22 protein-coding genes and 4 pseudogenes are annotated in these 26,496 nt (G+C 74.2%); 14 read left to right on the plus strand and 12 right to left on the minus strand.

Annotated elements, in window-relative coordinates; translation table 11 throughout:
* Window positions 1-74 precede the first annotated feature (74 nt).
* Window positions 75-2,447, plus strand: a complete 2,373-nt coding sequence (afsK, locus tag IE245_RS27125) for a protein serine/threonine kinase AfsK (protein WP_189952154.1) — start codon at window positions 75-77, stop codon at window positions 2,445-2,447.
* Here afsK and IE245_RS27130 read toward each other — a convergent pair.
* Window positions 2,444-3,088, minus strand: coding sequence for a hypothetical protein (locus tag IE245_RS27130; protein ID WP_189952156.1), 645 nt, complete (start codon window positions 3,086-3,088; stop codon window positions 2,444-2,446). The two genes, afsK and IE245_RS27130, sit on opposite strands and share 4 nt — an antisense overlap.
* 136 nt (window positions 3,089-3,224) lie before the next feature.
* On the opposite strand from IE245_RS27130, the gene IE245_RS27135 reads away from it, so the two are divergent.
* Window positions 3,225-3,845, plus strand: a complete 621-nt coding sequence (locus tag IE245_RS27135) for a hypothetical protein (protein WP_229851553.1) — start codon at window positions 3,225-3,227, stop codon at window positions 3,843-3,845.
* On the opposite strand, the gene IE245_RS27140 is transcribed toward IE245_RS27135, so the two are convergent.
* Window positions 3,811-4,506 (minus strand): enoyl-CoA hydratase/isomerase family protein, encoded by a 696-nt coding sequence (locus IE245_RS27140; protein WP_229851555.1) that lies wholly within the window; start codon window positions 4,504-4,506, stop codon window positions 3,811-3,813. The genes IE245_RS27135 and IE245_RS27140 overlap by 35 nt on opposite strands.
* Here IE245_RS27140 and IE245_RS27145 point away from each other — a divergent pair.
* Together IE245_RS27145 and IE245_RS27150 are read left to right on the plus strand one after the other, a co-directional pair.
* Window positions 4,469-4,642 (plus strand): annotated as a pseudogene (locus IE245_RS27145) (AMP-binding enzyme); the annotation flags it as partial. The gene IE245_RS27140 and the pseudogene IE245_RS27145 overlap by 38 nt on opposite strands.
* A 132-nt stretch (window positions 4,643-4,774) precedes the next feature.
* Complete coding sequence (locus IE245_RS27150; protein WP_189952158.1) at window positions 4,775-5,449, plus strand: LppU/SCO3897 family protein; 675 nt, start codon at window positions 4,775-4,777, stop codon at window positions 5,447-5,449.
* Window positions 5,450-5,477: 28 nt separating this feature from the next.
* On the opposite strand, the gene IE245_RS27155 is transcribed toward IE245_RS27150, so the two are convergent.
* The 3 genes and pseudogenes from IE245_RS27155 to IE245_RS37280 form a co-directional block, all read right to left on the minus strand.
* Window positions 5,478-5,801 carry a DUF2079 domain-containing protein gene (locus IE245_RS27155; protein WP_189952160.1) on the minus strand — a complete coding sequence of 108 codons (324 nt, stop codon included), beginning with the start codon at window positions 5,799-5,801 and terminating at the stop codon, window positions 5,478-5,480.
* A gap of 28 nt (window positions 5,802-5,829) precedes the next feature.
* A complete protein-coding gene (locus IE245_RS27160; protein ID WP_373305407.1) occupies window positions 5,830-6,654 on the minus strand; it encodes a hypothetical protein in 825 nt (274 codons plus the stop codon).
* Window positions 6,655-7,041: 387 nt separating this feature from the next.
* Window positions 7,042-7,200 (minus strand): annotated as a pseudogene (locus IE245_RS37280) (DUF397 domain-containing protein); the annotation flags it as partial.
* A gap of 68 nt (window positions 7,201-7,268) precedes the next feature.
* Here IE245_RS37280 and IE245_RS38145 point away from each other — a divergent pair.
* Entirely contained in the window at window positions 7,269-7,712 is a 444-nt protein-coding gene (locus IE245_RS38145) for a hypothetical protein (RefSeq protein ID WP_189952162.1), read from the plus strand.
* Between the two features lie 47 nt (window positions 7,713-7,759).
* Here the strand turns inward: IE245_RS38145 and IE245_RS27175 are convergent, their stop codons facing one another.
* The 3 genes from IE245_RS27175 to afsR all read right to left on the minus strand — a co-directional run bounded on the left by IE245_RS27175 (window position 7,760) and on the right by afsR (window position 11,724).
* Entirely contained in the window at window positions 7,760-7,948 is a 189-nt protein-coding gene (locus IE245_RS27175) for a hypothetical protein (RefSeq protein WP_189952164.1), read from the minus strand.
* Between the two features lie 305 nt (window positions 7,949-8,253).
* Window positions 8,254-8,448 (minus strand): hypothetical protein, encoded by a 195-nt coding sequence (locus IE245_RS27180; RefSeq protein ID WP_189952166.1) that lies wholly within the window; start codon window positions 8,446-8,448, stop codon window positions 8,254-8,256.
* A gap of 222 nt (window positions 8,449-8,670) precedes the next feature.
* Window positions 8,671-11,724: an SARP-family global regulator AfsR gene (gene afsR, locus IE245_RS27185; RefSeq protein ID WP_189952168.1), complete on the minus strand. Its 3,054-nt coding sequence runs from the start codon at window positions 11,722-11,724 to the stop codon at window positions 8,671-8,673.
* 155 nt (window positions 11,725-11,879) lie between these two features.
* Here afsR and IE245_RS27190 point away from each other — a divergent pair.
* The 5 genes and pseudogenes from IE245_RS27190 to IE245_RS27210 all read left to right on the plus strand — a co-directional run bounded on the left by IE245_RS27190 (window position 11,880) and on the right by IE245_RS27210 (window position 18,175).
* Window positions 11,880-13,104 (plus strand): annotated as a pseudogene (locus tag IE245_RS27190) (amidohydrolase family protein).
* A gap of 177 nt (window positions 13,105-13,281) precedes the next feature.
* Window positions 13,282-14,595 carry a hypothetical protein gene (locus IE245_RS37285; RefSeq protein WP_229851556.1) on the plus strand — a complete coding sequence of 438 codons (1,314 nt, stop codon included), beginning with the start codon at window positions 13,282-13,284 and terminating at the stop codon, window positions 14,593-14,595.
* Window positions 14,596-14,797: 202 nt separating this feature from the next.
* A complete protein-coding gene (locus tag IE245_RS27200) occupies window positions 14,798-15,715 on the plus strand; it encodes a TIGR03619 family F420-dependent LLM class oxidoreductase (RefSeq protein ID WP_189952170.1) in 918 nt (305 codons plus the stop codon).
* Window positions 15,716-15,925: 210 nt separating this feature from the next.
* A pseudogene (locus tag IE245_RS27205) lies at window positions 15,926-16,316 on the plus strand (aldehyde dehydrogenase family protein); the annotation flags it as partial.
* 293 nt (window positions 16,317-16,609) lie between these two features.
* Complete coding sequence (locus IE245_RS27210; RefSeq protein ID WP_189952172.1) at window positions 16,610-18,175, plus strand: APC family permease; 1,566 nt, start codon at window positions 16,610-16,612, stop codon at window positions 18,173-18,175.
* Between the two features lie 88 nt (window positions 18,176-18,263).
* On the opposite strand, the gene IE245_RS27215 is transcribed toward IE245_RS27210, so the two are convergent.
* Window positions 18,264-18,479 carry a hypothetical protein gene (locus tag IE245_RS27215; protein ID WP_189952174.1) on the minus strand — a complete coding sequence of 72 codons (216 nt, stop codon included), beginning with the start codon at window positions 18,477-18,479 and terminating at the stop codon, window positions 18,264-18,266.
* 148 nt (window positions 18,480-18,627) lie between these two features.
* Here IE245_RS27215 and IE245_RS27220 point away from each other — a divergent pair, with 148 nt between their 5' ends.
* Window positions 18,628-18,945, plus strand: coding sequence for a GNAT family N-acetyltransferase (locus tag IE245_RS27220; RefSeq protein WP_229851557.1), 318 nt, complete (start codon window positions 18,628-18,630; stop codon window positions 18,943-18,945).
* Here the strand turns inward: IE245_RS27220 and IE245_RS27225 are convergent.
* Entirely contained in the window at window positions 18,911-19,684 is a 774-nt protein-coding gene (locus tag IE245_RS27225; protein ID WP_189952179.1) for a GNAT family N-acetyltransferase, read from the minus strand. The two genes, IE245_RS27220 and IE245_RS27225, sit on opposite strands and share 35 nt — an antisense overlap.
* A gap of 353 nt (window positions 19,685-20,037) precedes the next feature.
* Between IE245_RS27225 and IE245_RS27230 the strand changes: the two genes are divergently transcribed.
* The 3 genes from IE245_RS27230 to IE245_RS27240 all read left to right on the plus strand — a co-directional run bounded on the left by IE245_RS27230 (window position 20,038) and on the right by IE245_RS27240 (window position 24,792).
* The gene (locus IE245_RS27230) at window positions 20,038-20,871 is read left to right on the plus strand and encodes a TIGR03619 family F420-dependent LLM class oxidoreductase (protein WP_189952181.1); all 834 of its coding nucleotides are present in this window, start codon (window positions 20,038-20,040) and stop codon (window positions 20,869-20,871) included.
* Window positions 20,872-20,924: 53 nt separating this feature from the next.
* Window positions 20,925-23,555, plus strand: a complete 2,631-nt coding sequence (locus IE245_RS27235; RefSeq protein WP_189952183.1) for a bifunctional FO biosynthesis protein CofGH — start codon at window positions 20,925-20,927, stop codon at window positions 23,553-23,555.
* 142 nt (window positions 23,556-23,697) lie between these two features.
* Entirely contained in the window at window positions 23,698-24,792 is a 1,095-nt protein-coding gene (locus IE245_RS27240; protein WP_189952185.1) for an ADP-ribosylglycohydrolase family protein, read from the plus strand.
* Window positions 24,793-24,928: 136 nt separating this feature from the next.
* Here the strand turns inward: IE245_RS27240 and IE245_RS27245 are convergent, their stop codons facing one another.
* Together IE245_RS27245 and IE245_RS27250 are read right to left on the minus strand one after the other, a co-directional pair.
* Entirely contained in the window at window positions 24,929-25,129 is a 201-nt protein-coding gene (locus IE245_RS27245; protein ID WP_189952187.1) for a DUF397 domain-containing protein, read from the minus strand.
* Between the two features lie 297 nt (window positions 25,130-25,426).
* Window positions 25,427-26,287: a helix-turn-helix domain-containing protein gene (locus IE245_RS27250; RefSeq protein ID WP_189952189.1), complete on the minus strand. Its 861-nt coding sequence runs from the start codon at window positions 26,285-26,287 to the stop codon at window positions 25,427-25,429.
* Between the last annotated feature and the right edge of the window lie 209 nt (window positions 26,288-26,496).

Genomic DNA, 26,496 nt, shown 5'->3' on the forward strand with positions numbered 1-26,496 from the left:
ACCGGGGCCTCGGACAGGAAGAATCAGGGCCCGGGGCCGTATCGTCGTGGCCCGTACGGGGAGGTGGCAGGCAAGTGGAACAGCTGACGCAGCACGACCCGAGACGCATCGGGCCCTTCGAGGTGCTGGGCCGGCTCGGCGCGGGCGGCATGGGTCTGGTCTATCTCGCGCGTTCGGCGTCCGGCCGGCGCGTGGCGATCAAGACCGTGCGCACCGAGCTCGCGGAGGACCAGCTGTTCCGGGTGCGGTTCACCCGTGAGGTGGAGGCCGCCCGGGCGGTGTCCGGGTTCTACACGGCCGCCGTGGTGGACGCCGACCCGCGGGCCGCCGTGCCGTGGCTGGCGACCGCGTACGTCCCGGCGCCCTCGCTGGAAGAGATAGTGAACGAGTGCGGGCCGCTCCCGGCCCAGGCCGTCCGCTGGCTCGCCGCCGGCGTCGCCGAGGCGCTGCAGTCCATCCACGGCGCCGGGCTCGTCCACCGCGACCTCAAGCCGTCCAACGTGCTCGTCGTCGAGGACGGGCCCCGGGTGATCGACTTCGGCATCGCGTCCGGCGTCTCCAACACACGGCTGACGATGACCAACGTCGCCGTGGGCACCCCCGCCTACATGTCGCCCGAGCAGGCCCGCGACTCGCGCAGCGTCACCGGCGCCAGCGACGTCTTCTCGCTCGGCTCCATGCTCGTCTTCGCGGCGACCGGGCACGCCCCCTTCCACGGCGCCAACCCGGTCGAGACCGTCTTCATGCTGCTGCGCGAGGGCCCCGACCTGGAGGGCCTGCCGGACGAGCTGCGGCCGCTCATCGACGCGTGCATGCAGATGGACGTGGCCCAGCGGCCCACCCCGGCCGACCTCCAGGCCATGCTCGCCCCGCATCTCTTCGGTCCGGGCAGCGACGACAGCGGCACCGCCTCCGCGTGGCTGCCCGAGTCCGCCGTCACCATGATCGAGACCCGGCGCGGCGGGCGCCCGGCCCCGTCGCCGCCGGTCTCCCCGCCGCCGATGCCGCCGCGCCCGCCCGTCCCGTACGAGGGCGGCGACCCGCGCGCGCCCGAGCCGGCCCCCGCGGGCGGCCGGCACGCGGGGCCCGCGGCGGAGTCCGGCGGTCCGGTGCGGCTCGGCGGCGCCACCGTGCCGATCGGGCCCGGTCCCCGCGTCGCCGACACCCGGGCGGCGCTCCGCCTCGGCCAGGCCGCCGACCCGCACGCCACCGGCTGGGTCCGGCCGCCCGGCGGCGAGGCCGCGCCGGCCTCCGCGCCCGTGCCCGTGCCCCCGCAGGCGGCGCAGCCCGAGCAGGGGCCCGGGCCCTGGCGGCCGTGGCGCTTCCGCATGTCGAACGACGTGTGGGGGACGCCGGTCGTCGACGGCGACCTGCTGTACGTGACCTCCTTCGAGGTGCACGCCCTGGACACCGGCTCGGGCCGGCGCCAGTTCAAGACGAGGGACGTCGCCTGGTCGATGGCGGTGGCCCAGGGCCGCATCCACGCCTCCGACGGCCCGACGCTGTACGCGCTCGACGCCACCGACGGCAGCGAGCGCTGGCGGCTGCGCACCGACGCCTGGGTGTACTCCCTCAAGGTCGACCGGGGGACCGTCGTCACCGGTACCCGGGGCGGCGGCGCGCAGGGCTGGGAGGCGTCCAACGGCGCCAAGCTGTGGGAGGTCACCGGCTGCCAGACGGACTTCGAGACCCCCGAGGCCGGCCCGGCGATCCACGGCGACACCGTGTACGTGTGGCAGGACGCCCGGCTGAAGGCCCTCGACGCCCGGACGGGCGTCGAGCGCTGGTCGTACCCGATCGGCGACGCCGCCTCCTGCGGGCACGTGCCGGTCCGGGTCGCCCCGGCCGAGGACGGCTGGGTGTACGTCTCCGCCGGCACCCGCGTCCTGTCGATCGACATCGCCGCCGGGCACGTCCGCTGGCACTTCGAGGCGCCCGCCGTCTTCCTCTCCCCGCCCGCGTTCGCGCCCGGCCCGGCCGTCACCGGCGGCGGCGTCTACCTCGCCGACCACCTCGGCACGGTGTACGCCCTCGACGCCACCACCGGCCAGGACCGCTGGCGGATCGCGACCGAGCAGCGCCAGTCGTCCGAGCCGGTGCTCGTCGCGGACGGCAACGTGCACGTGGGCAGCGGCAGCGCGCTCTACACCCTGGACGCGGTCACCGGCACCCCCCGGTGGCGGTTCGCGGCCGGCGCCGAGCTGGTGGGCACGCCGGTCGTCGCCGACGGCCGGGTGCACTTCGGCTCCGCCGACCACGTCCTCTACACCCTGGACGCGACCGGCGGGCAGCTCCGCTGGAAGCTCGCCACCGGCGGCGAGATCACCGGCTCGCCGGTGGCGAAGGGCGGGGTCGTGTACGCGTGCAGCAAGGACCGCTGCGTGTACGCGCTCGACGCGGCGAAGGGCACGGCGACGGCGGGCCGGGGCGCGGCGGCGGCCCGCTAGGCGTTCGGGTCGCGGCCCCTCTGGTCGCGGTCCCCCGGGTCGCGCGGCGGTTCCGCGGGGACGTCGAAGCGGCCGGGGGCGGCGTAGGGCATGGACCGGGTCTCGGTGTCGTACGGGTTCCCGGTTCCGTGGTCCGTCGTCCCGTGCCCCGTGCCGTACGGCTCCGGTGGCGGGCCCTCGTCGGGCGTCGGGTGCGGCCGGCCGGCGGCGGGCTCCAGGCGGTGGCGCCGCGGGCGGCCCGCCATGACGAGCGCGCCGAGCAGGAGCAGCAGTCCGCCGCCGAGGGCGTTCGCGACGCCGTCGCCGAGGCCGCGGCCGTCCCCGGAGACCACCAGGCTGCCCTCGGCCTGCCCGACCCGCACCATCCACAGGACCGTGAAGCCGAGGACGATCACTCCGGCGACCGCGACGAGCAGCCGCGAGCGCAGCACCACCCCGAGCAGGGTGACGAGGGCGGCGACGGCGAACGGCAGCAGGATCGAGCCGATCACCCCGCCGCCGGAGCCGGTGATGCCGGTGAAGAGGTCCCCGATCCGGTAGTCGCTGCCGTGACGGCCGTCGTACCAGGCACGGAAGGGGCTCCAGACGGCGGCCGTCGCTCCGACGAGGGCCAGGACCGAGCCGACGACGTTGCGGATCATCGATCGGCCTCCTCGGGCTGTGCGGTCCTGCTCTCCCGTTTCCGACGCTACGCCCGGTGCCGGGGGCCCGCCAGGCGGGATCCCGGTGCCCCGTTAGGGTGTGGCGCGCACATGACGGACGGACGACGGGGAGACGGTGACGGTGGTACGGACCCGGCTGAAGATGGCGGCCACGCTGACGGTGGTGGTGCTGGCGCTGACCGGCTTCCAGACGAGCAGCAGCGGCGGCGGCAAGGGCGGTAGCGGCAAGAGCAAGAGCAGCGGCGGGGGCGGCGGCTGCTCCAGCGACAAGAAGGACAACGACGACTACAGCGGGTCCGGGTCGAGCGGCAGCGGCCACGACGACAGCGGCAGTGGCAGCGGCAGCGGCAGCGAGTACACGGCCGAGCCGACGGCGACGGCCACGTACGGCCCGGGTGTCGACGTGCTCGTCGTCGACTGCGTGAAGCCCGAGCAGAAGAAGCGCAAGGGCAAGCCCGCCCGCAAGGCGGACACCACGGCGACGCTCCGGATCGTCAACGAGGGGCTGTACAGCACCACCGACAGCTACCGGGTGACGCTGGAGTTCCGCGACGCCTCGGGTCTCGCGGTCGACAGGGCGGTGACGACGGTGACCGTGGGGGCCGGGGAGCGGAAGGACTTCGACGTGAGGATGACGAAGCCCAAGCTCGTCGGCAAGGTCAGGAAGTGCGTGGTCGCCGAGGCCACCGAGGTCGTCGTCCCTACCGCGTCCGGTACCCCGTCGCCCGCCTCCTGAGCAGCTCCGCCTGCCGCTCCGCCGGCAGGCTGCCGAGGGTGACGAGGTGCGGGGCCTGGGCGAGGGCCTGGGACCTGACGGCCTCCTTGGCGGACCAGAGGGCGCGGACGGTGCCCTGCACGGCGCCGGTCGGGTAGGAGGCGATGACGGCCGCCGCCGCGCGGGCGGCGGCGAGCGCCCCGCCGGCCGGCGTCACCTCGCTGACCAGGCCCGTCTCGTACGCCCGGCGGACGGAGACGCGTTCGGCGGAGCCCATGAGGGCCATCCGGACGACCTCCCCGAAGGGCATCCGCTGCGCCATGTGGACGGTCTCGAAGGCGCTGGCCATGCCGTAGGTGGTGTGCGGGTCGAAGAAGGCGGCGGTCTCGCCCGCGACGAGGAACTCGGCCTCGCCGAGCAGGTAGAAGGCGCCGCCGCAGGCCATGCCCTCGACCGCGGCGATCACCGGTTTCCACAGGTCGTCGGCCTTGGGGCCGATCGCGAGGAGCGGGTCGTCGAGGGCGTACGGGGACGAGGGCTGCGGCACCCGGCCGGCGTCGTCGCGGTCGATGCCGGTGCAGAAGGCCCGCCCGCCGGCGCCGGTGACGACGATCGCCCGGATCCCGTCCTCGTACCGGAGCCCCCGCGCCTTCGCGGTACGGCGTCCGGGCGCGCGGGTCACCGCCGACGTCCTGATCGTCTGGTCGCGGCGGGAGATGGCCCACTACAAGGTGCCGCGGCAGGTCGAGTTCGTCGCGGAGCTGCCGCGGAACGCGAGCGGGAAGGTGGTCAAGGGGGAGCTGCGGAAGCGGGGTTGAGGCGGACGGGAGCCCTTTCCGGAGGATTGGAATCCGATTACAGAAAGTCCGCCGCGGACGCAACCGGTCCGCCACGTGTACACGTCATAGAGGCGCGCACTCCCCGTCCCCCTCCGAACCGAGGAGCAGCAGGTGTCCACCCAGGAGATCCCCCTCACCCTCACCCCGCAGCAGGCCGCCACCGGAGTCGTCATCCCGGTCACCCTGCCGACCGGCCCCACCCAGCTCCACGTCCCGCCCTGCCGCCACGGCGACCTCGTCCCGGTCCAGCTCGCCGGCGGGACCGTCCTCCTCCGCATCACCGTCGCCGGCGGCCCGGCCCCGCGGCAGCGCAGGTCCGGCGTCGCCGGCTGCCTCGTCCCCCTCCTCGTCATCGGCGCGATCATCGGAGGCGCGTACCTCCTCGACGCCAACGACGAGACGGACACGCCCGACGCCCGCCCCACCATCCCCACCTTCTCCGTCTCGCCCTTCCCCAGCCTCGACCTCGGCGACCTCGCCCCCACCGCGACCGCCACCCCCACCGAGGAGGAGCCCGACCCGTACGACAAGGGCACCTGCCTCAACGGCACCCTCCCCGACTCCGAGACCGCCCAGTCCGTCAGCGGGGTCGAAGAGGTCCCCTGCTCGGCCTCGGACGCCCACTACAAGGTCATCCAGACCTTCCCCATGACCTCCGACATGAACAGGTGCAACGCCAACCCCAAGACGGAGTACGCCTTCTCGCACCGCTACACGATGAACGGCACCACCATCAGCGAATACGTCTACTGCCTCGTCGGCCTCGGCTCCTACGCCCGGAGCTAGCCCCGCCCGGAGCTGGCCCCGCCCGGAGCTAGCCCCGTCCGCGGCGCAGCAGGACGATGCCGGCCTCCTCCCGCACCACTCGCCACGACGGGTCCGCGGCCACTTCCCGCAGCACGCCCTCCGTCGCGCCCGCGGGAAACCCGTCGGCCCGGTCGAGGACCAGCCACTCCACGGCCGGCGCCCGACCGAGCAGCCCCGGCGCCGCGAGGCGCACCACCGTCCGGTCCGTGAGGTGCGGGGACAGCGTGTTGCTCGCCGCCACCCGCACCCCGTCCGGCACAAGACCCACCGCCGCCCGCGCCGAGGCCGGCCCGCGCCGTGCCGCGGGTGCCGGGCCGGCTGCTGACACCACGGGAACGGGATGACGGGCAGGGTGTGGTTCAGCCCCGTCTGGCTGCCATTCGTTCTCGGATCTCGGCCGCGCGGACGCGGACCCGGGGGTCGGAGAGGGTGGCCGGACGGGGGCGGGGGAGTGCGGGGCGTTCGCCTCTGCAGGGGGCGCAGTCGCCGTCGTGGAGGGCGTCGGTGTAGCCGGGGGCGCCGCATTTTCCGCATTCGAGGATGCGCGGGGGCGCGGGTTCACGGCGGAGGGGGAGGGGCGGGAGTTTGTCGGTGAGACGGCGGCGCACGAGGCCGGCGGGGTGGTGGACGGGCTGGGGGAGGCCGCTGGTCAGGGCGCGCAGGATGTACGTCTCGTCGGAGTCCCGGGCGAACCACTCCTCGACGAGGGGGGCGAGGGAGCGGCACTCGGCGTGGGAGAGGGACAGAGCGGAGTTCTCGCGTCCGAGAGCGGCGAGGAGGATGTAGGCGCGGGAACGGGTCCGCCTCGTGGCCTCCCGGGGCACGTCGCCCTGCTGGAAGGCGGCCCACCAGGCGCTGTCGCGGGGTGCGCGGGAGAACCAGGTGCGGGTGATCCACTTGCCGTCGAGGTGCTCGCGTCCCCGGCGCAGATGGCCGGCGTGCTGGATGCGGTCGAGGGAGGTGCGCAGGGCGCACTGGCCGTAGGGGAGGTGCTTGGCCAGCGTCTTCACGGAGATGTCGCTGCCCTCGGGCAGGCGGTCCACGTAGGCGGCGACGGCGGCTTCGCGGGCCGGGAGATGGGCGAAGTCCCGCGGGCCGCGCGGCTCCTGGTACGGCGCGGTCCGTTTGCCGTAGCCGGGATTGGCCATGGGGTGTGCGGCGTCACTAAGATTGGCGTCAGCCATGGGTCGACTCCTCTGGAGAGTTTGGGCTTGTGGCGAGACCCCCGCAGGTGTTCCAGCACCTTGCGGGGGTCGCCTGTTTTCGCAGGTTCAGGGGCACGGTAGAGGCATATGACACTCCGTTGCAAGTCGGCGACGCTTCGTATTCGCTGGTCAACTCGCCGGGTGGTAGGGCGGGTTAAGTCCAGGCCCGTACCCGTTCCCCAGAAAGACGGCTCGAAGGTCGGAGCTTGAGCTTCGGGGCTACAGGGGCGACGCGACCGCGCGTCGCGTGCGGACCTGGCCGGCGCGAAGACCGACGGGAGACGCCGGCGCCCGGCCGGCCGCCCGCTTCCCGAACCCGTGGATCTCGCCCCGGCTTTCGGCCCGCGGGCCGTGTCGGTGCAGGCATTACGCGGCGCCGCCGAGCTCACCGGCCGCGACTGCGCCGACGAACGGGGACAGCCGGGTCCGGCACAGGGCACGCCCGGTCGGGGCCTTGCTGTCCCGGACGGTGATGATGTCCGCATCGACGAGGCCGCGCTCGGCGCACTGTGCGGTGGTGTCCGAGTGTGTCGACTTCCCTCAGATGACGGACAGGGTGGAGGCGTCGACAATGTGCCGGTTGCCGGGGGGCGGTGTTCACCGCCCGCCTCCGCCGCGACATTCCGCACGACGCGCTCGTGGCGCCCGGCGGTCGTACTCTCGACCGACTACCCGAGGGAGCCGTCGTCGGTCCGGCGTATTGCGCAACTGGCCCTGTCCCACCCCGCCTGGATGCCAGGGCCATCCGGGACAACGTCCACACCCGTCTGACGAAACTCGACGCCGGCGAGCGTGACGCACTCCTCCTCGCCGTGTCCGGCCTGGGGCGCATCGGAGCGGCGGGCTGCAGCAGCGAAGTCCTGCCGCTTGAGGTGGTGTTGCCCGCCGGGGGGGGCGGACGCGCTGATCGTCATCCGGGGCGGAGCCATGGAGATCATCCGCGCGGTCCCGCATTGCGCGAGCAGCCTGGACTGCGCACTCCGGCCTCTGCGGCTCACTGCGTGCAGCGTGGCGGTCGGTCGGCGACAAGCACTTGAGGGCCCGAACCGGGAAGCGGTTCGGGCCCTCAGCGGTACTGCGGAGATCAGGTGGCGTGCATGTCGTTCGTGGTGACGCTGGTGGCGTGCATGTCGTTCGTGGTGTCACTGGTGATGTGGACGTTGCCCGGGGTGTCGCTGGTGGCGTGCATGTTGGCCATGGCGGGGGAGGCCACGCCGACGGCGACGGCCGCAGCGAGGGCAGCGGCGGCGAAGAGGCGCTTGGCGTTGGACACGTTCAACTCCCTGTGTCTGTAAGGATCTTGCGAAATCGAGCCTCTCCGATATCGAACTGTTGTGCAAATGGAGGTCGATACTCCGTCACTTTGGTGCGGGAACGGCAGGAGGGGCCGGGCGTCTGCCCGGCCCCTCCTGTGCGGTGGCCTGGTCGCGTTGCGCGCGGTCGCTGTCCGGACGGTTCCCCCCTGGTCCCGCCGGACGTCCCCGGACCGCGTGCTCCCCCGTCGACCGGCCCCCTGTGGATGGCACCGGCAGCTCCCCCGAAGTCGCCGCCGGTGCCGTCATCCCCGTGGGGAGTGGCTTACTTGGCCGGCTCCGAGGTGATGTGCAGGTTGTTCGTCGAGGCTCCGCCCTCACCGAGGACCTTGTCCGCGATGGCGTCGGCCGGCTCGGAGGTGATGTGCAGGTTCTTGGTGCCGATCGCCTCGGCGCCCTCACCCGTGATGTGCAGGTTGTCGGGCTTGGTGGTCGGGTCGGTGGCGTCGATGTCGCCCATGTCTGTCCCCTCCAGATGGATGGCTTCGCGTGCTGGTTCGTGGTGCCCTGCCCGACTGTTCCCCCATGGACGGCGGGACGGGCGCCTCGGGATCGCTCACCCTAGTGCGTGGGGGCGACGACCTTCTTCCCGACCCGTCTGCCCCCCGACGCGGCGGATCGTTGAGGAACACTCTGCCGGGCGGCGATAAACGAATGATGAACGACCTTCACGGGGGTTGGATCAGGCGGCGAACGTCCGGCTCAGCAGCCCCTTCACCTCGGCGGCCTCCGGTGCGTCCAACTCCTCGTAGAGGGCCAGGGCCTCCTGCCAGCAGACCTGTGCACGGCCCGACTGCCCGATGCTGTCGAGCGCCCGCCCGAGCACGGTGAGGACGTTGCCGCGACGCCACTCGCCGCCGATGTCCCGGAGCAGGGTCAGGGCCTTCTCCGCGCCGGCGGCCGCGGCGCCGAAGCGCTGGCCGGCGATATCGACCTCGGCGATCCTGAAGAGCGTCATGCCCTCCCAGAGGCGCTGGCGGCTGTCGGCGAACACGCCGAGAGCCCCCCGGAGCTGGTCGCGCGCCGCGTCCAGCTGTCCGTCCTCGGTGAGCGCGAGGCCCAGCGCGTAGCGTCCGTTGGCACCCTTGAGGGAATGGCCCATCTCCTCGTACATGTCGGCCCCCTGCCGCGCCATGCGGACGGCGTCCTCCGTACGTCCCGTCGCAAGGCGGATACGGGAAAGGTTGCAGAGCGCGGCCGCTTCGCCCGCGCGGTCGCCGGCTGCGCGGAACTGCTCGATGGCCAGGGTCAGATACCGGTCGGCATCGGCGAAGCGGGCTCGGTAGTGGGCGATGGCGCCCCGGGCGTTCAGCGCCCAGCAGACCGGCAGAGGGTCACTGACCGACTGCGCGGCGGCGATCACCGCCTCCGCCTCGTGTTCCGCCTGGTCGAACCGGCCCTGGTAGTGGTGGACGTACGCCAGGGTGTTGGCCGCGCGGCCCTCCGCGCGGACGTCGCCCGCCTTTGCCGCCGCCTCGCGCAGGAGGGTCGCCACCGCCTCGTACTCCTTCGAGTTGGCGCCCGACTCCGCGAGGTCCAGCGACGCCCACAGCAGGTCCACCGCGCGGCGGAGGGTGGCGGGGGTGGTGGCGGAGTGGCGGACGCAGGCGAGGAGGCAGTGGGACTCGGCGTAGAGCCAGTCCTGGGCCTGGTGGCGGTCGGTGAAGGCGAGGCCTTCGTACGCGGTGCGTTCCAGGTGGTCGACCAGGCGGTCTCCGGGGCGTTCGATGGCGTACACCCGGGCCGCCGTCGAGAGGTAGAAGTCGAGGAGGCGGGAGAGGGCCGCGGCCTTCTCCGTCGGCGGGTGCTCGTCGCGGTCGGCGCAGGCGCGGGCGTAGAGGCGGACCAGGTCGTGGAAGCGGTAGCGGCCGGGGGCGGCGGATTCCAGGAGGGAGGTGTCCACCAGGGCCTCCAGGAGGTCCTCGGTGTCCCAGAGGGGCAGGTCGAGGACGGCCGCCGCCGCCGCGAGGGAGATGTCGGGGCCGTCCGCCAGGCCGAGGAGGCGGAAGGCGCGGGCCTGGGCCGGTTCGAGCTGGCCGTAGCCGAGCTCGAAGGTGGCCTTGACGGCGAGGTCGCCGGCCTGGAGCTCGTCGAGGCGGCGGCGTTCGTCCGCGAGCTTCGCGGCCAGGACCGAGACCGTCCAGGTGCGGCGGGCCGCCAGGCGGGAGGCCGCGATGCGGATCGCCAGGGGCAGGAAGCCGCAGGCCGCGACGACGTCGAGGGCCGCTTCCCGCTCCGCCTGGACGCGCTCGGTGCCGACGATCCTGGTGAAGAGCTGCAGCGCCTCCTCCGGGGACATCACGTCCAGGTCCACCAGGTGCGCGCCCGCCAGGTCGACCATGCGGATCCGGCTCGTGACCAGGGCCGCGCAGCCCGCCGTTCCGGGGAGGAGGGGGCGGATCTGGGCGGCGTCCCGGGCGTTGTCCAGGAGGACCAGGACGCGGCGGCCGTCCAGGGTCGAGCGGTAGAGGGCGGCGCGGTCGTCGAGGGAGTCCGGGATCGCCGAGTCCGGGGTGCCGAGGGCGCGGAGGAAGGAGCCGAGGACCGTCTCCGGCGCCGCGGACTGCGCGCCCGCGCCCTGGAGGTCGACGTACAGCTGCCCGTCGGGGAAGTGCGGGCGCGCCTCGTGGGCGACGTGCACGGCGAGCGTCGTCTTGCCGACCCCGCCGATGCCGGCGAGCGCCGAGACCGCCATGACCGAGCCCTCGGCGGTCGCGAGCCGGTCGCCCAGCTCCCGCACGAAGGAGGCGCGGCCGGTGAAGTCGGGCACAGTCGCGGGGAGTTGGGCGGGGCGGGCCACCGGCGCCGCCGCCGGGGCCTGCTCCTCGACGGGGCGGGCCAGTTCGGCGTCGCCCTGGAGGATGCGCTGCTGGAGGCGGGAGAGCTCGGGGGTCGGGTCGACGCCGAGCTCGTCGGCGAGGAGGCGGCGGGTGTCGGCGTACACGGCGAGCGCCTCGGCCTGCCGGCCGCCGCGGTAGAGCGCGAGCATGAGGAGTTCGCGCAGCCGCTCGCGGAGCGGGTGCGCGGCGGTGAGCGCGGTCAGTTCGGAGACGGCCTCGGCGTGCGCGCCGACCTCCAGGTCGATGTCGAGCCGGGTCTCCAGGAGGGTGAGCCGCCACTCCTCCAGGCGGGTCCGCTGGTTCTCGGCGTACGGCCCCGGTACGGCGGCCAGCACCTCGCCGTCCCACAGGTCGAGCGCCTCCGCGAGCCGGGCCCGCGCGCCGGCCCGGTCGCCGGCCGTCCGCAGCCGCTCGGCCTCGGCGGCGAGCTCCCGCGCCCGGGTCAGGTCGAGGGCGGTGGTCCGCAGGGCGTATCCGCCGTCCACGCTGACGAGGACCTCGGCGCCGAGCGCCTTGCGCAGCCGGGAGGCGTACGTGCGCAGCGCGGCGAGCGCCTGCGAGGGGGGTTCCTCGCCCCAGAGCGCGTCGATCAGCTCGGCCGCGGTCGCCGTCCGTCCGCCGCGCAGCAGGAGCGCGGCCAGCACGGCCCGCTGCTGCGGGGACCCGGTGGCCAGGGCCTCCTCGCCCCGCCAGGCCCGCACGGGGCCGAGGACGCCGAAGCGGAGGCCGGGGGCGGGGGGTGCCGGGGCGGCCGCGTCGCCGGGGGCCGTGCCGCCGTCGTCCGGTGCGCCGGCCGGTGTGCCGTCCGGCCGCCGTCGGGGTACGCCGAGGGCGGCCCCGGCGTCGTGTGTGCCGAGGGCCTGCGCCGGGACGCGCGGCCCTTTGTCCTGACCCATGGCTCCCCCTGCCCCTACCGGTGGTATCGCCCCGGACAGTCTGCCTTGTCCGGAGGGAGCGCGTCAGCATCGGGGCGTCCTTGTGGAGGAGCTGTGACCGGGGCCGGGCGTCACGATAGCTGACGGTTTGTCAGATCGATGCTCCCGTGAGGGGCATGGAGGCCCAGGAGACCTTCCCCAGGGTCATCTCGGTGGACGACCGCACCGTGGAGCCCCCGCACGTCTGGCGGGACCGGCTCCCGTCGCGGTACCGCGACACCGGCCCGCGGATCGTCCGCGCCCCGCCGAGGGAGATGACCTTCCTCGGCGGCAGGTTCGCGCCCGTCATGGGCGCGAAGGGCGATGACGGGCCCGTCGGCCACTGGTGGGTGTACGAGGACCTTCACCGGCCCCTCACCCGGCTCGACACGGCCGTCGGCTACGACCGGGACGAGATACGCCTGGAAGTGATCACATATGAGCAGATGCGTCCGGGTTCCTTCTCCGTGCCGGACCGGCTCGCCGACATGGACGTCAACCACGCCCAGTCCGCGCTCTGCTTCCCGACCTTCCCGCGCTTCTGCGGCCAGACCTTCACCGAGGCGTCCGACCGCGGGCTCGGGCTGCTCTGCGTGCGCGCGTACAACGACTGGACGGTCGAGGAGCGGTGCGGGCCCGAGGCGCGGGGGCGGCTGATCCCGCTCGCCCTCGTCCCGCTCTGGGACCCGGAGCCGGCCGCCGCCGAGGTGCGGCGGAACGCCGCCCGGGGCGTCCGGGCCTTCGCCTTCTCCGAGATCCCGCCGCACCTGGGGCTGCCCTCGGTCCACACCGACCACTGGGACCCGTCCCTCCGGGCCTGCGACGAGACCGGCACGGTCGTCGCGATGCACATCGGCTCGTCCAGCCGGATGCCGCCCACCTCGGCGGACGCCCCGCCGGCGGTCGGCTCCGCCATCACCTTCGCCAACTGCTGCTTCTCGATGGTCGACTGGCTGATGAGCGGCAAGTTCGAGCGCTTCCCGAACCTGCGGATCATGTACGCGGAGGGCCAGATCGGCTGGATCCCGTACATCCTGGAGCGGGCGGACGTCGTCTGGGAGGAGAACCGCGCGTGGGGCGGGGTCGCCGACAAGGTCACCCGGCCGCCGTCGGAGCTCTTCGCCGGGCACGTCTTCGGCTGCTTCTTCGACGACGCCTTCGGGCTGCGAACCTCGACGCGATCGGCGCGGGGAACGTCCTCTACGAGACGGACTACCCGCACTCGGGCTCCACCTGGCCGAAGTCCAAGGAGGTGGGGAGGCGCAGATGGGGCACCTGGCGCCGGACGTCGTCGAGCGGATCGTGCGCGGCAACGCCATCGACCTGCTGGGGCTGACCCCGGAAGGCCTCTGGCGGCCCTAGGTCCCGCTCCCGCACGTCCGGGGCGGCACCCCGTCACCTCACCGGCCCAATGGCGCCGCTTCCTGATGGCCGAACGCGAACACATGCGCACTAATAGTGGTCAAGTGTGTGATCCATGCATACGTGAGACAGCCATGGTGGACACCCTCCGGGATGTTCACGAACGGAGCCTGTGACATGACCACCGACCTTCCGCACATCCCACCGGCGGACGACGACCTGGAGCCCACCGGACCCACCCGACGGCCGTCCTACCGGCCCGCTGTCTCCCCGTATCCGTCCGGGGCGCCAGGCGCGGCGTCCTTCCCCGATCGCCCCGCCCTGCCCCCCTCCGTACCGGCCGACCCGGCCGTGACGGTGCTTCCGGCCGCCCCGGCGTACGCCCCCGCGCCGCAGGAGGCCCCCGAGACGGCGGCTGCCCCCGAGGCGGCCGCTGCCCCCGAGCCGCAGGAAGCCCCTGAGCGGTCCGTCGTCCCCGAGACGCCCGCCGCTCCCGAGGTGCCGGCCCCTTCCGAGGCGTCGGCCGCTCCCGAGGCGCCGGCCGTCGTGGAGGCGCAGGCCGGTCCGGGCGCACCGGACCAGGACGGCTCCGGGGGCGAGGACGGCTCCGGGGACGAGGCGGTCCACACGCTGCTGCGGACGGCGGCGACCGAGCGCCCGGTGGAGGAGGTCGCCGCGCTGGTGGCCCGTCTCCAGGAGACCGGTGAGCTCTCCAGCCCGGCGGACGTGGCGCTCCGCGCCGCAGCCGTCAGCCGTCCCCTGGGCGAGGTGCGCCAGCTCCTCGCGCTGCTCAACGCGTCGGGGTACGACCTCCACCAGGCCGAGACCACGCTGCGTGCCGCGGCGGTGGGCCGGCCCATCGAGGACGTGGTCCAGCTCGTCGGCATCCTCGGGGCCGACAGCAGCGACTGGCAGCCCACCCCGGGCGGGGACGTCGCGGCACGGCAGGCCGGGTCCGGCGGGGAGGACGGCACGCGGGCCGGCGGAGGCGCCGGGCCGGCCGCGGAACCGAAGGGCGCCGGAGGCACCGCCGAACGGCGGCGATCGGTCCTGGACGGCGCCCTGGCGACGGGCCCCGGCAGCCACGACGCCTCGCCCGCGCTGCGCTCGGCACTGCGCTGGCCCGCCGCGGGGGCGCTGTTCGTCTGCGGCCTCGTCCACCTGCCGACGGACCTCGCCGGCCTGCGGTCGGGCGGCGACGCGCAGACGCTGTCCGTGGTCGTCAGCGTGCTCTCCCTGGTGTGTGCCGTGTGGCTCGCCTCCCGGGACACCCTGATCGCCTGGGCCGCCTCCGCGGGCCTCGCCGTCGTCGTCATCGCGCTCCACGGAGTCGCCAGCGCCCGCGCCGTCGACCTGCTGGCGCCCAGTCTCGGCACCACCTTCGCCTGGGCGAGGGCGCTGGCGCTGCTGAGCGCCATGGCCGTCGTCTTCCTCGCCGGCTCGGCGATCGTGCGCCACGCGAAGGCGGCGGCCGCGCCGGACGGCGCCTGACGGTCGACGGAGCGCGACAGCGGTTCCCCCGCCCGGGTGGCTTCGGCCGCCCGGGCGGGGGCGCGTGCGGGCGGAGGCGCGTGCGGGCCCGGGAAGCCCGCGCCGTCGAAGGGCCCACTCCCGTCCCTTGCCTGACGCCCCGTCAGGCGACAGCATGGTCCCGACGCCATAACTGACGAATTGTCAGGTAAGTGGGGGTCCCATGATGGTCTACGGAATGCAGCTGCCCGTCCAGTCCCGGTCCACGCTCTACGCCGAGGCCTGGGAGGCCGCCGCCGGGCCGGCCGATCTGCTCGCCGTCGCCCGCGCCGCCGACGCGCACGGCTTCGACTGCGTCGCCTGCTGCGACCACGTGGCCGTCCCGCGCCGGCTCGCCGTCGCGACGGGCACCGTCTGGTACGACCCCGTCGCCCCCCTCTCCTTCCTGGCCGCCGCCACCGGGCGGGTCCGGCTGCTCTCGCGCGTCGCCGTCGTCGGGCTGCGGCACCCGCTGGTCACCGCCAAGGCGTACGCGACCGTCGACCACCTCTCCGGCGGCCGGCTGGTCCTCGGGGTGGGCGCCGGGCACGTGCGGGAGGAGTCCGAGGCGGTCGGGGCCGACTTCGCGGGGCGCGGCGCCGTCCTCGACGAGACGCTCGACGCGCTGCGGGCGGCGCTCGGCCCGGAGGAGTACCCGGAACACCTCGGCGAGCGGTTCGCCTTCAAGGACCTCGGGCAGCGGCCCCGGCCCGCGCGGGAACGGGTCCCCGTCTGGGTCGGCGGCTCCTCCCCGGTGGCCGTGCGCCGCGCCGCGCTCAAGGGCGACGGCCGGCTGCCGCAGGGCGACCCCCGGGACGTGCTCGCCCGCCGGATCGGGCGGATCCGGCGGCTGCGCGAGGAGGCCGGAACCGCGGCGCCCTTCGTCTTCGGCGCGATCGCCGAGCCGCTGTACGTCGGCTCCCCCGGCTGGGAGGCCGGGCGGCACACCCTCTCCGGCGCGCCGGAGGAGCTGGCGGCCTCGCTCCGGGAGTACGGGGCGATGGGTGTCGGCCAGGTCCAGGTGCGGTTCCGCGGCCGGAGCCGTACCGAACTCATCGACCAGATGGCGGCCTTCGGGTCGGAGGTCGCCCCCCTCCTGTAGGGAGTGTGCGCATGGGCAAGCTGGACGGGCGGGTCGTGATCGTCACGGGGCCGCGGGGGGGCAGGGCGAGCAGGAGGCGCGGCTCTTCGCCGCCGAGGGGGCGCGGGTCGTCCTCGCCGACGTGCTCGACGGGCCCGGGGAGGCCCTCGCCGGGGAGCCGGGGGAGGAGCGGGCCGCGTACGTCCACCTGGACGTGACCCGCGAGGAGGAGTGGGCGGGGGCGGTGGCCGCCCGGACCTCGCGAAGGGCTTCTACGCGGCGCCCGCGCTGCTCGCCGACTGCACGAACGAGATGCGGGTGGTGCGGGAGGAGATCTTCGGCCCGGTCGTCGTGGTCGTCCCCTTCGGCGACGAGGAGGACGGGGATCGCGCCGGCCGGCGACAGCGGCTGCGGCCTGATCGACTACGTGTGGTCCGGGGACGTCTCCCGTGCCTTCCGGATCGCGGCCCGACCGCGGACCGGCGGGGTCGGGATCGACGCCGTCGGCCGGAACATGGAGGCGCCCTTCGGCGGCTTCGAGAAGAGCGGGGCGGGGCGGGACGCGGGTTCCTACGCCCTCCACGCCTACAGCGAGACGCAGACGGTGGTCTGGCCCGGCTGACCGGCCGGTACAAAAGACGGGAGCCCAGTCCTCCCAAGGGTTCCGGCCCTCTCGGGGGCGTCCGGGAAAATTCCCGGGGAAAATTTAGAAACGGACATTTCGCCCTTCGCTGCGGTTCTCGCATATCGGACGTCCGGCGACCGACCTACCAGTTGGTCGGTCCACCGGGTTGGTCGATCTTTCAATCATTGGCGAGTGCCCCGATCTGCCCTCGCAATGCAAGGCGGTGATCGATCAGCTGAGCGGAGTTCAACCCTCCGGATAAGGAAACCGCAGCACTTAACGTCCTGTTCATGACTCAGGTGGAAGCGCGGCCCCAGGCCGGAGACACGGTAAGGGGCGCGACCGCGCCGTTCGACGCCGGAGGCGTCCGCAAGAAGGGCCTCGGCGGCAATTCCGTCGGCCTCCTCGGCAACGCCGTCATCGGCGTCTCCACCGTCGCCCCGGTGTACTGCCTGACCTCCACCCTCGGCTCCACCGCCGGCGAGGTCGGCCTCCAGATGCCCGCCGTGTTCCTCGCGGGCTTCCTCCCGATGCTCCTCGTCGCCTTCGCGTACCGGGAGCTCAACAAGGCCATGCCGGACTGCGGCACCTCCTTCACCTGGACGGTGAAGGCCTTCGGCCCGAAGATCGGCTGGATGTGCGGCTGGGGCCTGGTGATCGCCACGATCATCGTGCTCTCCAACCTGGCCGGCGTCGCCACCTCGTACTTCTGGCTCCTCGCCGGCGAGATCACCGGCAGCGACTCGATCGCCGCACTGGACGACAACAAGGCCGTCCACATCGTCACCTGCCTCGCCCTCATCGCCACCGCCACCGCGATCAGCTACCGCGGCATGACGGCCACCAAGGGCGTCCAGTACACCCTCGTCGGCCTCCAGCTCGTCGTCCTCGCCGTCTTCGTCGCCCTCGCCCTCTCCAAGGCGGGCTCCTTCGAGACCTCGGTCGACTTCTCCTGGTCCTGGATGAACCCCTTCGCGGTCCAGTCCTTCGCCGCCTTCACCGCCGGCCTCTCCCTCTCGATCTTCATGTACTGGGGCTGGGACGCCTGCATGGCGACCAACGAGGAGACCACCGGCAGCGAGAAGACCCCCGGCCGCGCCGCGCTCATCGCGATGGTCGTCCTGGTCGGCTCCTACCTCGCCACCGGCATCGCCGCGCAGATGGCCGTCGGCTCCGGCGACCAGGGCCTCGGCCTCGCCAACCCGGACACCTCCGACAACGTCTTCGCCGCCCTCGCCGGCCCCGTCATGGGCCCCGTCCTCGGCGTCTTCCTCTTCGTCGCCGTCCTGGCCTCCGCCGCCGCGAGCCTCCAGACCACCTTCATCCCGGTCGCCCGCACGGTCCTCGCCATGTCCGCGTACGAGGCGCTGCCGAAGTCCTTCACCAAGGTCCACCCGGTCTTCAAGACCCCCGGCAAGGCCACCGTCGTCGCCGGCGTCGCCACCGGCGCCTTCTACACGGTGATGACCCTGGTCAGCGAGCACGTCCTGGTCGACACCATCTACGCGCTCGGCCTCATGATCTGCTTCTACTACGGCATCACGGCCTTCGCCTGCGTCTGGTACTTCCGCGCCGAGCTCTTCCGCTCCTTCCGCGACTTCGCCTTCAAGGGCCTCATGCCGGCCCTCGGCGGCCTCATGCTCACCGCGGTCTTCGGCAAGACCCTCTACGACATGTGGGACCCGGCCTACGGCTCCGGCTCCGCGGTCTTCGGCGTCGGCTCCGTCTTCGTCATCGCGGTCGGCCTCCTCGTCCTCGGCGCCGTCATCATGCTCGTCATGCAGCGCCGCAGCCCCGCCTTCTTCCGCGGCGAGGTCCTGACGAAGGAGACCCCGTCCCTGGTGGTCCCCGACTGACCACACGCACACCCATCCGAGTCACCAGAACGCGAAGGCGGCGGTCCCGTGGGGGGTACCGCCGCCTTCGTCTTCGTCGCGCCCGGGGCTAGCCCCGCCCGGGCAGCAGCTTGTTCACGGCCTGGTTGGCCTCGGGGAGGTCGGCGGCCTGGGGCGGCATCGGCTTCGGGTCCAGGACGCCGCTGAGGGGGACGACGGAGGGCAGGTTCATGCCGCCGGTGTCGGCGACGGCGGAACCCGCGGAGGCGAGGCCGCCGGTGGCGGCGAAGGCGGTCAGGGCGGCCGCGGTGAGGAGCTTCTTCATGCCCGCTCCAACGCGGGGCGGGCACGAGCGGTTACGTCCCCGCTCCCTACGATCACGCCAGGGGCGAGGGTACGGAGGCGGGGGCCCGCGGCTGCGGCCGGGGCGGCCCGAGGACGTCGAGGCCGTCGCCGAGCCGCGGGCGGTCGTGATGCGCGCCGACCTGGAACGGCTCGGGCGGTACGACGCGCACCGGGTGCGGCAGCGGCCGAGGGACGGGTTCTCACCCGCGTACACCTCGGTCGTCGAGGCCGGGGGCGGCACGGCGGGACGCGTCACGCTCCGCCCCGACCCCGCGGGCGGCCTCCGTCCGGAGCACTTCTCCCTGGACCCCGCCCTCCGGGGCCGGGGCCTGGGCACCGCCGTCCTGGGCCACCTGCTGGAGCGGGCGGGCTTCGTGCGGGAGGCGGAGGACGGCGTGGACGTCTTCATGGTCAGGACGCCGGCGCCTCCGGAGCTTCCGCGATGAGGGCGGTGGCGACCGTGCGGAAGCCGAGGCGGGCGTAGAGGCGTTCCACGGTCGCGTCCGAGGCCGTCAGGAAGACCACCTCGACGCCCGCCGCGCGGGCCCGCGCCACCAGCTCGGCGGTCACCGCGAGGCCCAGGCCCCGGCGGCGGGCCTCCGGGCGGGTGCCCACGCCGACGACCTCCGCCACGTCCCCGACGGGCTGGACCTGGCCGCCCGCCAGCGCCTCCCCGCCCGCCGTGTCGAAGGCGGCGGCGAGGACGGTCAGGCCGGCCGCGATCCGGTCCGCGACCCGGCGCGCGTCACCGGGGCCCGGCGTCGCGCCGAAGGCCGCGTACGGGGCGGCGACGGCGGCCGCGAGGTCCGGGTCGTCCGCGCCGAGCGTCCGTACGACCGCGCCCGCCGGCTCCGGCACGGGCGGCGGCGCCCCGTCCAGGACCATCAGCGGGTGCTCGTGCACGACGAGGCCGCTCGCCTCCACGGCCGCCCGCAGCCCCGGCGTCGTCTCCGCCACCCACTCGAACGCCTCCGGCAGCCCCAGCTCGCGCTGCCGGGCCCGGACCCTCTCCACGTCCGCCACCGTCACCCCGCCGGCGTGCCCGAGGGCCGGCCGCGCGTAGAACGGCCACCCGTCGGCGCCCTCCCGCACGAAGAAGGTCAGCGGGCCGAAGTCCTCCGCGCGGGCGGCGGAGCGGGGCACGGCGTCGTAGTACGTCTCGATTCGCGTCAGCACGCGGGCCATCCAAGCAGGCCGGCCACGGGAGCACCGGGGGATTTCCCCGCTTCCGGGCGACGCGAGGGTCGGCCCGGGTCAGCCGCCGTCCGTCGGCGGTGCGGACGGACTCGTCTCCGTCCGTCCGCCGGAGACGAACAGGCCGCCGTCGCCCGCGAGGACGCGGGCGGAGAGCCGGTCGCCGAGCAGGGTGGCGTGGTCGCCGACGCCGTGCTCCCGCGTGCCGACGCTGTGCCGACGCGTGGCCGCGTGCCGACGCCGTGCCCCCTCGCGTGGCCGCGTCCCGACGCCGTGCCGACGCGTGGCCGCGCGGCGGTGCCGTGGCCCTCGGAATCCCGCGCCGCGCCCCCTACCGTGCCGTCATGCGGATCTCGACCACGATCTTCCTGACCGACGAGACCATCTCCCCCGTGCGGCTCGCCCGCGAGCTGGAGGCGCGCGGCTTCGACGGGCTGTACCTGCCGGAGCACACCCACCTCCCCGTCTCCCGGGACACCGAGCACCCGGCGGGCGGCGAGGCCGCCCGGGAGTACGGGCGGACCCTGGACCCCTACGTCGCGCTCGCGCAGGCCGCCGCCGTCACCGGGCGGCTCGGGCTCGGCACCGGCATCTCGCTGCTCGCGGAGCACGACCCGATCGCGCTCGCCAAGCGGATCGCGACGCTCGACCACCTCTCCGGCGGCCGCTTCACCCTCGGGGTCGGCTACGGCTGGAACCGCGAGGAGGCCGCCGACCACGGCGTCGCCTGGGCCACCCGCCGGGACCTCGTGCACGACCGGCTCGCCCTGATGCGGGCCCTGTGGGCGCCGGAACCGACCGCGTACGAGGGCCGGTTCGGGTACTCCGTGCGCGCCTCGGAGGCCTGGCCGAAGCCCGCCGGCGGGGCGCCGCGCGTCCTCCTCGGCGGCGCGGCGGGGCCGAAGCTGTTCGCCGCGGTCGCCGGGCGGGCCGACGGCTGGATGCCGATCGGCGGCCGCGGCCTCACCGAGCACCTGCCGGTGCTGCGCCGGGCCTGGGAGGACGCGGGGCGCGACCCCGAGGCCCTCCAGGTCGTCCCGTACGGCGTCCTGCCGAACCCCGGAAAGCTCGCCCACTACGCGGACCTCGGCTGCGCGGAGACCGTCCTCCAGCTCCCGCCGGCGGGGGAGGACGAGGTGCTGCGGGTCCTCGACGCGTACGCGGAGCACGTGCGGTGACGAGCGGCGGGGACCCGTCCTCCGCGCGCCGCCGTCGCTCGTATGCTCGGGGCATGACGGACCACCAGACCGGCCGGGAGGCCGACCAGCAGGCCGAGAGCTCGACGGCGCCCCCGACGCGGAACGCGATGCGGCGGGCGCTGCGGCGGGCGCGGGACGGGGTCGCGCTCGACGTCGGCGAGGCCGCGGTGCTGCTGCGGGCGCGGGGCGAGGACCTGGACGAGCTGGTGGCGGTCGCGGGGCGGGTGCGGGACGCCGGCCTGGAGGCGGCGGGGCGGCCGGGGGTGATCACGTACTCGAAGAGCGTGTTCGTGCCGCTGACCCGGCTGTGCCGGGACAAGTGCCACTACTGCACCTTCGTCACCGTGCCGGGGAAGCTGCGGCGCGCGGGGCACGGGATGTTCCTGTCGCCGGACGAGGTCCTGGACATCGCCCGGCGCGGCGCCGCGCTCGGCTGCAAGGAAGCGCTGATCACGCTCGGCGACAAGCCGGAGGACCGGTGGCCCGAGGCGCGCGAGTGGCTGGACGCGCACGGGTACGACGACACCCTCGCGTACGTACGGGCCATGTCGGTGCGGATCCTGGAGGAGACCGGGCTCCTGCCGCACCTGAACCCGGGCGTGATGTCGTGGACGGACTTCCAGCGGCTCAAGCCGGTCGCGCCGTCGATGGGGATGATGCTGGAGACGACCGCCACCCGGCTGTGGTCCGAGCCCGGCGGCCCGCACCACGGTTCCCCGGACAAGGAGCCGACGGTGCGGCTGCGGGTCCTGGAGGACGCCGGGCGCTCCTCCGTGCCCTTCACCTCCGGGCTGCTCCTCGGGATCGGGGAGACGTACGAGGAGCGGGCCGAGTCGCTGTTCGCGCTGCGCCGGGTCGCGCGGGCGTACCACGGCATCCAGGAACTCATCATCCAGAACTTCCGCGCCAAGCCGGACACGGCGATGCGCGCGGCGCCCGACGCCGAGCTCGACGACCTGGTCGCCGCCGTGGCCGTGGCCCGGCTCGTCATGGGCCCGTCCGCCTGCCTCCAGGCGCCGCCGAACCTCGTGGACGCCGAGTACGGGCGGCTGATCGCGGCCGGCGTCGACGACTGGGGCGGGGTCTCCCCGCTCACCATCGACCACGTCAACCCCGAGCGCCCCTGGCCGCGGATCGACGAGCTCGCCGCCCACTCCCGCGCCGCGGGCTTCGAGCTGCGCGAACGGCTCTGCGTGTACCCGGAGTTCGTGCGCCGCGGCGAGCCGTGGCTGGACCCGCGGATCGTGCCGCACGTGCGGGCCCTCGCCGACCCGGAGACCGGTCTCGCGAACCCCGACGCGGTCGTCCGCGGGCTGCCGTGGCAGGAGCCGGACGAGTCCTTCACCGCCTCGGGCCGCACCGACCTGCACGCGACCATCGACACCGAGGGCCGTACGGGCGACCGGCGCGAGGACTTCGACGAGGTGTACGGCGACTGGGAGGCGCTGCGGGAGGCCGCCGCGCCCGGACTCGTGCCCGACGCCGTCCCCGAGCGGATCGACGCCGACGTCCGCGCGGCGCTCGCCGTCGCCGCCGACGACCCGACGCGCCTCACCGACGCGCAGGCCCTCGCCCTCTTCCACGCCGACGGACCGGCGCTCGACGCGCTGTGCGCGGTCGCGGACGACGTGCGGAAGTCGGCGGTCGGCGACGAGGTGACGTACATCGTCACCCGGAACATCAACTTCACCAACGTCTGCTACACCGGCTGCCGCTTCTGCGCCTTCGCCCAGCGCCGCACCGACGCCGACGCGTACACCCTCTCCCTCGACCAGGTCGCCGACCGCGCCCAGCAGGCGTGGGAGGTCGGCGCGGTGGAGGTGTGCATGCAGGGCGGCATCCACCCGGACCTGCCCGGCACGGCGTACTTCGACATCGCCCGGGCCGTGAAGGAACGCGTCCCCGGCATGCACGTGCACGCCTTCTCCCCGATGGAGGTCGTCAACGGCGCCACCCGCACCGGCCTGTCGATCCGCGAGTGGCTGACGGCGGCGAAGGAGGCCGGGCTCGACTCGATCCCCGGCACGGCCGCCGAGATCCTCGACGACGAGGTCCGCTGGGTGCTGACGAAGGGCAAGCTGCCCACCGCCACCTGGATCGAGGTGGTCACCACCGCGCACGAGCTGGGCCTGCGCTCGTCCTCGACGATGATGTACGGGCACGTGGACCAGCCCCGCCACTGGCTCGGCCACCTCCGCACCCTCGCCTCCCTCCAGCGGCGGACGGGCGGCTTCACGGAGTTCGTCACCCTGCCGTTCATCCACACCAACGCGCCCGTCTACCTCGCCGGCATCGCCCGCCCCGGTCCGACGGTCCGCGACAACCGCGCGGTGACGGCGATGGCCCGTCTCCTCCTCCACCCGCACATCCCGAACATCCAGACCAGCTGGGTGAAGCTGGGCACGGAGGGCGCGGCGGAGATGCTGCGCTCCGGCGCGAACGACCTCGGCGGGACGCTGATGGAGGAGACCATCTCCCGCATGGCCGGGTCGAGTTACGGCTCGTACCGGTCGATCCGCGACCTGGAGGCGATCGCGGAGGCCGCCGGCCGCCCGTCCCGCCCCCGCACCACCCTGTACGGGCGGGTGCCCGCCGAGCGGCAGGCGGCCGCCCGCGCCTCGGACGGCCACCTGCCGGAACTGCTGCCGGTGATCGGCGACTGAACTGTGGTCAAAAGCGGCCTGAAGGGCGTCCGATCACATAAGGAATCGACCCCCGAACGGACACACCCCGTCGATTAGAGTGCTGCGCAGACCGGTGTCAGAACGGCGAGAGAGCAGGACCTCGGACGGGGGAGGGCACGTCGTGACCACCACTGCCGCGGCCGTGTGGGGCCGCACCGAACAACAGGACTTCCGCGCGCGCGTCCGCGGCTGTCTGCTCGGCGCGGCCGTCGGCGACGCGCTCGGCGCCGGCGTCCACCGGCGGACGCTGAAGGAGATCCGGACGGAGCACGGCGACACGGGCCTCGTCGAACCCCCCGACGGCACCCTGCCCGTCACCGCCGCCACCCAGATGGGCCTGTTCACCGTCGACGGCCTCATCCGCGCCCACGTCCGCCGCGACGGCGGCGTCTGGCACCCGCCCACCGAGATCCACCGCGCCCATCTGCGCTGGGCCGCCACCCAGCGCGACTGGGGCCCCGACGAACGCCGCCACGACAACGGCTGGCTCGGCCGCCAGGAGTGGCTGTACGCCCGCCGCGACGCGCCCCGCGCCTGCCTCACCGGCCTCGGCGACGAACGCCTCGGCACGCCCGACCGGCCCAAGAACCCCGAGGCGGACGACTCCGGCACGCTCGCCCGCTCCGCCGCGATCGGGCTGCTCGTCGGCTGGGAGCCGCAGCTCGTCTGCCAGCTGGCCGTCGAGTGCGCCGCCCAGACGCACGGCGCGCCCGCCGCGACGCTCGCGGCCGGCGCGCTCGCCGTCACCGTCCACGGCGTGGCCCGCGGCGCCTCCGTCGAGGCCGCCGCCGGTACGGCCCTGGGCCTGCTGGCCGCGCGTCCCGGCCACGAGCCGGTGACGGAGGCGCTGACGCGCGCGCTGGCGGCGGTCCGCGAGGGCGTCCCCGACGCGGAGCGCGTCACGGCGCTCGGGGCGGACGAGGACCGGGCGGAGGGGCAGCTGGCGGCGGCCGTCTACTGCGCGCTCGTCGGCGAGGACGTCCGGCACGGGCTGCGGCTGGCCGTCAACCACGACGGGCCGTCCGCGGTCACGGGGGCGGTGGCGGGGGCGCTGCTGGGGGCGCAGCACGGGGAGACGGCGTTGCCGCCGGCGTGGCTGGCGGCGGTGGAGGGGCGCGGGACGATCCTGGAACTCGCCGACGACTTCGCCATGGAGCTCACCCAGTCCCCCACCCTCCACACCCCCACCTGGCACACCCGCTACCCCACGCCCTGACGCCGCGTTTCGGCCGGGGCGGTAGCCGGTCGCTTCCGCTGCGCGTCCCGGCCCGGACATGAGGGAGCCCTCTCGGCCAGGACGGCGGACCGGACGAGAGGGCGCTCTGCGGGTACTGCGTGCGGTGCTGCGGGGCTCAGAGGGCCCCGTCGCTCACCCGGCCGACGAAGGCGTTCCACGAGCCCGGTCCGAAAGAGAGGGACGGACCCTCGGGGGCCTTGGAGTCGCGGACGGCGATCGTGGCGACGACCGGGGACTTCACCTCGACGCAGGCGCCGTTGCCGCCGGAGTAGGAGGACTTGGTCCAGTTTTCGGTGGCACCCTGGATGATGGCCATGATGTGCTCAGCTCCGGTTCTGCCCGAAGGGCGTGAGAGTCGGTGCCGGCGTGATCTCCACCGGCCTGATCGACGCTACTCGCCGGTCCCGAGCGGCGGGACCGGCGTTCACACGACCGGGTGGCATATTCCAACTGGGCTTCCGTCAGGTCGAGACGGGGGTGTACCGTGCCTTCCCCCTGTGGCGCGGACCTGTCAGGTCCGCGGGACGCGCCGGATCTGTCGGATCCGTCGGGGCCCGACGGCCGTTTCCGGCCTGCCCGCGCCGCGGCCGGCGGGCGGCGCCCGCCGGGGGGCTCAGCCCTCCGCGTACCGCTTCGCGATGCCGGCGACGAACTCCCGCGTCTGCTCCACGCCCAGCGCCTGCGCCCGCAGGTGCTCGTACATGTAGCTGTACTTCGCGACGTCCGGCCCCTTCTCCAGGTACAGGTCGCTCGTCACGCCCTCGATGTAGACGACGCTGGAGTCGGAGGCGTCCGGGAACTCCAGGATCGAGTACTGGCCGCTGATGCCGGGGTGCGCGCCCGTGTCGAAGGGCAGCACCTGCACGGTCACGTGCGGCAGGTGCGACTGCTCGACGAGGTGCTCCAACTGCTCGGCCATCACCTGCCGGTTGCCGACGACCCGGCGCAGCGCGGCCTCGTCGATGACCGCCCAGAGCCGCAGCGGGCGCTCCTCGTCGCGGACCCGCTCCTGGCGGCGGGTGCGGACGGTGGCCCGCTTCTCGATGTCGGCCGCCGTCGACTCGGGCAGCGCGCCGGAGATGACGGCGGTGGCGTACGCACGGGTCTGCAGCAGTCCGGGGATGATCTGCGGCTCGTAGACGCGCAGGCTCTGCGCGTCCGTCTCCAGGCCGATGTAGACGCTGTAGGGGATGTCGCCGAAGGCGTGCCACCAGCCCTGCTGCCGCGAGTCCTTGGCCATCTGCATGAGGGAGTTGACCATCGCCTCGTCCTCGACCTCGTACACCCCGCACAGGTCGCGCACGTCGCGCTGGCTGATGGAACGGCGGCCGTTCTCGAGCCGGCTGATCTTGGACTGGGAGACGAGGAGGCGCTCGGCGACCTGCTCGGCCGTCATGCCCTTGCCCTCGCGGAGCTTGCGCAGCTCCTGCCCCAATCGGCGTCGCCTGACGGTGGGGTTGACACTGGACGCCACGGAAACTGCACCTCCGGCTGCTGTCTGCGATGCGTAGCTGTGAGTACCTACTGCTTGGCAGACTGCCACCAAAGGTGCCGGGTGCGCTGGGAAAACCCGACAACCCGGGGGCGGGGACGCCGATGTGCGGGACGCCCGGAGGCGCCCCGCACACCTGGTGCGGCTCCCGGAAGGGTCGTGGTGCGGTGGTGCGGTGTGGTGCGGTGCCC

The sequence above is a fragment of the Streptomyces roseolus genome (genome assembly GCF_014649855.1).
GTDB lineage: Bacteria > Actinomycetota > Actinomycetes > Streptomycetales > Streptomycetaceae > Streptomyces > Streptomyces roseolus.

What these genes read in the sequence shown, in the direction of transcription:
- IE245_RS27160 (WP_373305407.1), bottom strand. Translation starts at nt 6,654, where the DNA reads ATGGCTGACGCCAATCTTAGTGACGCCGCACACCCCATGGCCAATCCC.
- IE245_RS37285 (WP_229851556.1), top strand. Translation starts at nt 13,282, where the DNA reads ATGACCACCGACCTTCCGCACATCCCACCGGCGGACGACGACCTGGAG.
- afsR (WP_189952168.1), bottom strand. Translation starts at nt 11,724, where the DNA reads ATGGGTCAGGACAAAGGGCCGCGCGTCCCGGCGCAGGCCCTCGGCACA.
- IE245_RS27230 (WP_189952181.1), top strand. Translation starts at nt 20,038, where the DNA reads ATGCGGATCTCGACCACGATCTTCCTGACCGACGAGACCATCTCCCCC.
- IE245_RS27210 (WP_189952172.1), top strand. Translation starts at nt 16,610, where the DNA reads ATGACTCAGGTGGAAGCGCGGCCCCAGGCCGGAGACACGGTAAGGGGC.
- IE245_RS27220 (WP_229851557.1), top strand. Translation starts at nt 18,628, where the DNA reads ATGCGCGCCGACCTGGAACGGCTCGGGCGGTACGACGCGCACCGGGTG.
- IE245_RS27130 (WP_189952156.1), bottom strand. Translation starts at nt 3,088, where the DNA reads ATGATCCGCAACGTCGTCGGCTCGGTCCTGGCCCTCGTCGGAGCGACG.
- IE245_RS27180 (WP_189952166.1), bottom strand. Translation starts at nt 8,448, where the DNA reads ATGGGCGACATCGACGCCACCGACCCGACCACCAAGCCCGACAACCTG.
- IE245_RS27235 (WP_189952183.1), top strand. Translation starts at nt 20,925, where the DNA reads ATGACGGACCACCAGACCGGCCGGGAGGCCGACCAGCAGGCCGAGAGC.
- IE245_RS27215 (WP_189952174.1), bottom strand. Translation starts at nt 18,479, where the DNA reads ATGAAGAAGCTCCTCACCGCGGCCGCCCTGACCGCCTTCGCCGCCACC.
- IE245_RS27225 (WP_189952179.1), bottom strand. Translation starts at nt 19,684, where the DNA reads ATGGCCCGCGTGCTGACGCGAATCGAGACGTACTACGACGCCGTGCCC.
- IE245_RS27200 (WP_189952170.1), top strand. Translation starts at nt 14,798, where the DNA reads ATGATGGTCTACGGAATGCAGCTGCCCGTCCAGTCCCGGTCCACGCTC.
- IE245_RS27245 (WP_189952187.1), bottom strand. Translation starts at nt 25,129, where the DNA reads ATGGCCATCATCCAGGGTGCCACCGAAAACTGGACCAAGTCCTCCTAC.